This is a genomic window from Streptomyces flavofungini, assembly GCF_041028215.1.
Taxonomy (GTDB): Bacteria; Actinomycetota; Actinomycetes; order Streptomycetales; family Streptomycetaceae; genus Streptomyces; species Streptomyces flavofungini_B.
The window spans coordinates 1-7,155 of record NZ_JASKYR010000445.1 but is presented as its reverse complement, the minus strand read 5'-3'; the positions used below and the strand labels follow the sequence as shown (position 1 = coordinate 7,155).

General features: G+C 73.3%; 5 protein-coding genes and 1 pseudogene. 2 read left to right on the top strand and 4 right to left on the bottom strand.

From position 1 onward, the window contains the following. Positions 1-80: 80 nt before the first annotated feature. Both AB8Z36_RS26470 and rpe read right to left on the bottom strand, forming a co-directional pair. Complete coding sequence (locus AB8Z36_RS26470; protein ID WP_369215888.1) at positions 81-1,133, bottom strand: sugar-binding transcriptional regulator; 1,053 nt, start codon at positions 1,131-1,133, stop codon at positions 81-83. A gap of 78 nt (positions 1,134-1,211) precedes the next feature. Further along, a complete protein-coding gene (gene rpe, locus AB8Z36_RS26465) occupies positions 1,212-1,898 on the bottom strand; it encodes a ribulose-phosphate 3-epimerase (protein ID WP_369215887.1) in 687 nt (228 codons plus the stop codon). Between the two features lie 137 nt (positions 1,899-2,035). On the opposite strand from rpe, the gene AB8Z36_RS26460 reads away from it, so the two are divergent. Beyond that, positions 2,036-4,204, top strand: coding sequence for an MMPL family transporter (locus tag AB8Z36_RS26460; RefSeq protein ID WP_369215886.1), 2,169 nt, complete (start codon positions 2,036-2,038; stop codon positions 4,202-4,204). 10 nt (positions 4,205-4,214) lie between these two features. On the opposite strand, the pseudogene AB8Z36_RS26455 reads toward AB8Z36_RS26460, so the two are convergent. Continuing rightward, positions 4,215-5,418 (bottom strand): annotated as a pseudogene (locus tag AB8Z36_RS26455) (transcription antitermination factor NusB). A 107-nt stretch (positions 5,419-5,525) separates the two neighbouring features. Next, positions 5,526-6,470 carry a methionyl-tRNA formyltransferase gene (fmt, locus tag AB8Z36_RS26450; RefSeq protein WP_369215885.1) on the bottom strand — a complete coding sequence of 315 codons (945 nt, stop codon included), beginning with the start codon at positions 6,468-6,470 and terminating at the stop codon, positions 5,526-5,528. A gap of 264 nt (positions 6,471-6,734) precedes the next feature. Between fmt and AB8Z36_RS26445 the strand changes: the two genes are divergently transcribed. After that, positions 6,735-7,155 (top strand): hypothetical protein (locus AB8Z36_RS26445; RefSeq protein ID WP_369215884.1); only part of this gene is annotated, 421 nt, incomplete at its 3' end.

Genomic DNA, 7,155 nt, shown 5'->3' with positions numbered 1-7,155 from the left:
GGCCCCGAGACAGAGCAGCAGCGCCCCGAACCAGCGGGGGACGAACCGGGTCAGCATGGGACAGATGCTGCCACAGCAGCTCAGACTCCGTCGGGGTCCGCACGGTTCAGGGCGGGGCGGGGCGCGGGCCCCGCGACGAGCAGCTGATCGGCGGCGGCGGTGTCCGTGACCAGGCTGGTCACGAGCCCCGAGCGCAGCACCGCGTCGATGGCGGCGGCCTTGCGCCGTCCTCCCGCGATGGCCACGACCTCGGGAATCCGCCGGAGCCGGTCCGCCTCGACGGTGATGCACCGCTCTCCGAGGTCCCGCCCGACCCGGCGCCCCTCGGCGTCGAAGAGGTGCGCGGACATCTCGGCGGCCACGCCGAGGGAGGCGTAGTGTGCGCGCTCCTCGTCGCTGAGCATGTCGTGGACGGTGGAGATCCCCGGCTCCCAGGAGCCGATGGAGACCGCGGCGACCGTGACCTTGTCGAAGTACTCGAAGGCGCGGGCGATGCCGGTCTGGTTGCGCAGCGCGGCGGCCGTGGCCGGGTCCGGCAGCAGCATCGGCGCGTAGATGGGGTGGGCCTCGCCGCCGGAGACCTGGGCCGCGCGGCGGACCGCCTCGACGGAGCCGCGCTCGGCGGTGCCCGCGTCGTAGACACCGGTGAGTTGCACGACCGTGCAGGGCGGCAACTGGTCGAGCGCCGCGGCCATGTGGATGGTCGAGCGGCCCCAGGCGAGGCCGAGCACATCGCCCTCGGTGACGAGCTCGCCGAGCAGTTCCGCCGCGACCTCGCCGAGATTCTCCGGGTCCGGGGACTCGTCGATCTCGTCGGCGGGCGCGGGCGACTCCACGACGACCGCGTGCCGCAGGCCGTACCGGGCGCGCAGCGCGTCGGAGCGCTCGGCGTCCAGCTCCGCCGGGACCCTGATCTCGATGCGCACGAGATCTCGCTCAAGGGCGGTCTCCAGGACCCGGGCCACCTTGAAGCGGCTGACGCCGAACTCCTCGGCGATCTGGATCTTGGACTTGCCCTCGAGGTAGAAGCGGCGGGCCATGGCCGCCGCCTGCACCAGCTCCGCGGGTCCCATCCGCATGGCTGACCGACCCGCCGACATGGCCGACACGGCGCTCTCCTCACTGCTGTTCACAAAGTGCGTACGCCGTTCATCCTTGCAGATCCGGCCCAGTTGATCAGCCCTGAGGGACTGCGTTCACGTTCCCGTGGCTCAGTGGCCGCATGCCCAGGCGCTTGACGCCGTCTTTGCCGCCGCTTGGGCACGCAGTGAACGTACCGCCTCGGCGGGATCGTCGGCGCCATAGACCGCCGAGCCCGCGACGAAGACATCGGCGCCCGCCTCCGCGCAGCGCTCGATGGTGGACGCCGAGACGCCGCCGTCGACCTGGAGCCAGAGTTCGAGCCCGTGCTTGCTGATCAGCTCACGGGTGCGGCGGATCTTGGGCAGCATGATGTCGAGGAAGGCCTGGCCGCCGAAGCCCGGCTCGACGGTCATGATCAGCAGCATGTCGAGCTCGGGGAGCAGGTCCTCGTACGGCTCGATGGGCGTCGCGGGCTTCAGCGCCATGGAGGAGCGGGCGCCCTTGGCGCGGATCTCGCGGGCGAGCCGTACCGGAGCGGCGGCGGCCTCCGCGTGGAACGTGACCGATCCGGCGCCCGCTTCGACGTACTGCGGCGCCCAGCGATCGGGGTCCTCGATCATCAGGTGGCAGTCCAGGGGCGTGTCCGTCGCGCGGGCGAGCGACTCTACGACCGGCACCCCGAGCGTGAGGTTCGGGACGAAGTGGTTGTCCATCACATCGACATGGAGCCAGTCGGCGCCTTCGACGGCCTTTGCCTCCTCGGCAAGGCGGGCGAAGTCCGCGGACAGGATGCTGGGGTTGATCTGCGGGGCCATGACCCAAGCCTGCCATGCCCGGCGCCGGTCGCGGACCCCGGTCCGGGCCGTGGGCACAGCGACTCCCCCCCGGGGCACGCCTCGTGCCATGCTGAGCGGTCCACCGGCACCGCGCACGGCCACAGCGGGGGGAAGCCATGGCGGACGTACAGGGAAAGCGGGAGCGGCGTGGAGTCGCGTGGCTGGTCTGCGGACGGCGCACCAAGTGGCTGGTGGTGCTCTTCTGGCTGCTGGTCATCGTCGTGGCGGCGCCGCTGGCCCAGAAGCTGGCCGACGTCCAGGAGAACGACGCGGACTCCTGGCTGCCCGGCTCGGCGGAGTCCACCCAAGTCCTCTCGCTCTCCGAGGACTTCAGGGCCGAGGTGATCCCCGCGATCGTCGTGTACGCGCGTGAGGGCGGCCTCACCCCCGCCGACCGCGCCCGTATCCGCGAGGACGTGCGCCAGACCGGTGAACTGCGCGCCCACGGCATCCGTGGCGCGGAGGTGCGCGGGCCGGTGTACGACAAGCGGCCCGGCCCGGAGGCGGCCCAGATCTACGTGCCGATCACGATGGACGCCGAGAGCTGGGAGCGGATCGGGCCCGCCGTGGACGACATCCGCGCGCGGGTGGGCGGCAGCGAGGGCGGCCTCCAGGTGCATGTGGCCGGTCCCGGCGGCACGGCCGCCGACTCGGCGGAGGCGTTCGAGGGCATCGACTCGACGCTGCTGTTCTCGGCCGCGGGCATCGTCGTCGTGATCCTGCTGTTCACCTACCGCAGCCCCACCCTGCTGCTCGCCCCGCTGGTCGCGGTGATCACGGCGCTGTTCACCGCGCAGGCGCTCATCTACCTGCTCGCCGAGCACGCGGACCTGACGGTCAACGGCCAGAGCGCGGGCATCCTGACGGTCCTCGTCTTCGGCGCGGGGACCGACTACGCCCTGCTCCTCGTCGCTCGCTATCGCGAAGAGCTGCGCCGCCACGAGGACCGGCACGAGGCCATGGCGCTCGCCCTGCACCGGGCGGGCCCGGCGGTGCTCGCGTCCGGCGCGACGGTGGTCGCGAGCATGCTGGTGCTGCTCACCGCCGAGATGAACTCGACGCGGGGCCTCGGTCCCGTGGCCGCCATCGGCGTCGCCGTCGGCCTCCTCGCGATGCTCTCCCTCTTCCCCGCGCTGCTCGTGATCTTCGGCCGCTGGCTCTTCTGGCCGCTGATCCCGCACCTGGGCTCCGCCGAGCCGACCGAACGCGGCCTGTGGGCCCGTACGGGCCGGCGCATCGCCCATCGCCCGCGCGTGGTCTGGGCCGCCACGGCGGCGGCCCTCGCGCTGCTTTCGCTCGGGCTGCTCCAGCTCCGGGCCGATGGGCTCAGCAACGCCGACTCCTTCACCGACAAGCCGGACTCGGTCACCGGCCAGGAGGTGCTGGCCGAGTACTTCCCCGCGGGCTCAGGCGATCCGCTGGTCATCGTCGGGGACCTGGGCAAGCGGGCCGAGGTGACCCGGGCGGTGCGCGGGACGGAGGGCGTGGTGCCCGCAAGTGTCGGGCGGCCGCCCGGGACGAAGGCCGTCGACGACGGCAGGTTCCTGATCGAGGCGACCCCCGCCGACTCGCCCGACAGCCCGGCCGCCAAGGCGACCGTGGAGCGGGTGCGCGACGCCGTCCACGCGGTCCCCGGCGCGGACGCCCTGGTGGGCGGCGGCACGGCGGCCCTGCTCGACATGGACCACGCCACCGCGCACGACAACAAGCTGGTGATCCCGCTGGTCCTGGTCGTGGTGCTGCTGATCCTCGGGGCGCTGCTGCGGGCGGTCGTCGCGCCGCTGCTGCTCATCGGGACGGTGGTGCTGTCCTTCACCGCCGCCCTCGGCGTGAGCGCGCTCGCCTTCCGGTACCTCTTCGACTATCCGGGCGAGCCGACCGACTTCCCGCTCTTCGTCTTCGTGTTCCTGGTGGCGCTCGGCATCGACTACAACATCTTCCTGGCGACCCGTATCCGCGAGGAGGCCGGGCGCCAGGGCACCCGGGCGGGCGTCCTGACGGGCCTCGCGGCGACCGGCGCGGTGATCACCTCGGCGGGCCTGGTCCTCGCGGGCACCTTCGCCGCGCTCGGCACACTGCCGCTGGTGCCGTTCGCCGAGATCGGCTTCGCGGTCGCCCTGGGGGTCCTCATCGACACCTTCATCGTGCGGTCCGTCCTGGTCACGTCCCTGTTCCTGGACGTGGGCCCGAAGGTGTGGTGGCCGCACGCCCTCGCCGGGCGCCCGGAGCCGGTCCTCCGCGAGGAGGTCAGCCCGAGCCCCGCGGGCCGGTCCCAGGACGCGTGAGCCGGGGCTGTCAGGCGGTGCGCCGGATCAGCGCCAGATACATCGCGTCCGTGCCGTGCAGGTGGGGCCAGAGCTGCACGTCGGGGCCGTCGCCGAGGGCGGGGACGCCGGGCATGAGCGGCCGCGCGTCGAGGAGTTCGGCGCCCGGCGCGTGCTTGATGACGTCATCGACGACCGCGCGGGTCTCGGCCAGGTGCGGTGAGCAGGTGGCGTAGCCGACGACGCCGCCGACGCGCACCGACTCCAGCGCCGTGCGCAGCAGCGCGCGCTGCAAGGGGGCGAAGCCGTCGAGGTCCTGCGGGCGGCGCCGCCAGCGGGCCTCCGGGCGGCGGCGCAGGGCGCCGAGACCGGTGCAGGGCACGTCCATCAGGACGCGGTCGAAGGTGCCGGGCCCGTACGCCGTGCGGCTCACCGCCCTCGCTGAGCCGCACGGCGTACGGGGACCAGCGTCCGGGCAGCGCCGACTCCTCCCCCACCGAGTCGAGCAGCTCATCGGCGGTGGCACGTCCCGGGCGGGCGACGAGCGTGACCTCGGGGCGTTCGTTGTCGGCTTCGAGCAGGTCCTCGATCCCGGCACGGCCGCCGCCGAGCGAGTCCCACAGCGCCGAGACGACCCAGCGGGGGTGCGAGTGCACCACGGCGAGGTGGTCCTCGGGGTCCTCGTCGTAGGGCGGCGCGACCTTCTCCACCCAGCCGTCGAGGTCGTCCTGGGCGACCTTGCGCAGCACGGCGTTGACGAACTTGGCCCGGCCGTCGCCGAGCACCACGCGGGCCAGCTCCACCGAGGCGGAGACGGCCGCGTGCGTCGGGATGCGGGTGCCGAGGAGCTGGTGGACGCCGAGGTTGAGCACGTCGAGGACCGGCGGGTCGACCTCGCGCAGCGGCCGGTCGACGCAGGCCGCCACGATCGCGTCGTACGTTCCCTGGCGGCGCAGCGTGCCGTAGACCAGCTCGGTCGCGAGCGCCGCGTCCCGCGCGTCGAACTTCTCGGGCCCCTCCTTCTCCCTGGCCTTGCGCAGCAGCGGCGGCAGGACGAGGTTGGCGTAGGCGTCGCGCTCGTCCACGGCCCGCAGCGCCTCGAAGGCGAGGACGCGGACGGGGTCCCGCTGGGGGCGGCGGTAGGGCTTGCCCGGCTTCCCCCGCCTGCCTGACTGGCCCTGCTTTCCGGGCCCGCCCGCTGTCGTGCCGGGGCGCCGGTTCGGCTGGTCGTTCAAAGGTGCTCCGCTGCTGGTCTGGGGCCGGACCCGTCCGGTACCGGCGTGGGCCGTACCCATCGCATACCGGGCCGGACCCCATTGGTGCCGGTGTGGGTCGAACCCGTCTAGCCTACGTCGCCCGCTCCCACGCGCTCACCTGGGGCGATCCGCACCCCGCGGGCCCAGTCGGCGCCGCGCATCGGCTTCTTGCCCTGCGGCTGCACCCAGAGCAGCTCCACGGCGTGCGACCCGGAGCCCACGTACACGTTGTTCTTGGCCGGGGACAGCTCGCCCGGCGCGAGGTCGGTGCGGTCCGCCACGAGCGCGGCCTGGATGACCTTCAGCCGCTCGCCGCGGAAGACGGTCCAGGCGCCGGGCGCGGGGGTGCAGCCGCGCACCACGCGGTCGACGCGCAGGGCGGGCGCCGCCCAGTCGATCTCGGCGTCCTCGACATTGATCTTCGGGGCGAGGGTGACGCCGTCGGCGGGCTGCGGCACCGCCTTCAGGCTGCCGTCCCCGATGCCGTCCATGGTGGCGACGAGCAGCCCGGAGCCCGCGAAGGCGAGCCGGGTCAGCAGGTCGCCGCTGGTGTCGGTGGGGCGGACCTCCTCGGTGACCGTTCCGTAGACGGGTCCGGAGTCGAGGCCCCGCTCGATCAGGAAGGTGGAGGCACCGGTGATCTCGTCGCCCGCGAGCACCGCGTGCTGCACCGGAGCGGCGCCGCGCCAGGCGGGCAGCAGCGAGAAGTGCAGGTTGACCCAGCCGTGGGCCGGGACGTCGAGGGCGGCCTGGGGGAGCAGGGCGCCGTAGGCGACGACGGGGCAGCAGTCGGGTCCGATCTCCCGCAGCCGCGCCAGGAAGTCCGCGTCCCCCGGCTTCGCCGGCTTCAGCACCTCGATGCCCGCGTCCTCGGCCCGCTGCGCGACGGGGCTCGCGACGAGCCTGCGGCCCCGGCCCGCGGGGGCGTCGGGGCGCGTCACGACGGCGGCCACCTCGTGCCGGTCGGAGGCGATCAGGGCGTCCAGCGCGGGGACGGCGACCTCGGGGGTGCCTGCGAAGACCAGCTTCACTCGGGGATACCTCGGATCTCTTCAGAAGGCGAACGGCAGCGCACCAGTCTATGGTCCGCTCGCGGGCGCCGCCCGGTGCGTCCTTACGGGTGAGTGCCGTTGACGCCCCGGGGGCGTACGAAGCGCCGCGCGCCCTGTGCATATGCACATACGCCCCTGCACCGTGACCCCTCACGGACTAGCGCGTTGGTCAAGAAAGAGTTGACCACAAAGGGCCGCACAGGTGGCCCGATCCTTTTCAACGCCGGTTCGAGAGGCTTGTTCATGGCCGACCACGCAACCCACGACGCCCAGGCTCGGGCCAGCCTGCACCTTCTGGTACGGGACATCGAGCGGGTCCGCCGGCAGGTGGACGCACTGCGTACGCTCACCGCCCAGCTCGGAAACGTCTACCGCCCGCGCCGCTCGAGCCCCTCCGCGGGCTTCGTCGTCTACGGACGGGCCCCCGCCCCGACCGTACGCCTCGCCCAGGAACTGCGGGACAGCGTCGAGACCCTGGTCACCGCGGCGGTGGACTTCGACCGCTCGCTCGGATTCTCGTGGGACGCGGTGGGCTCCGCCCTCGGTGTCACCAAGCAGGCGGTCCACCGTCGTTACGGCGCGCGGCGGGCCACCACGCAGGCCGCGGCCGAGGCGGAGCGGGCGGCGGAAGCTCCGGCTCCGGCGGCGACGACCACCGCCACGG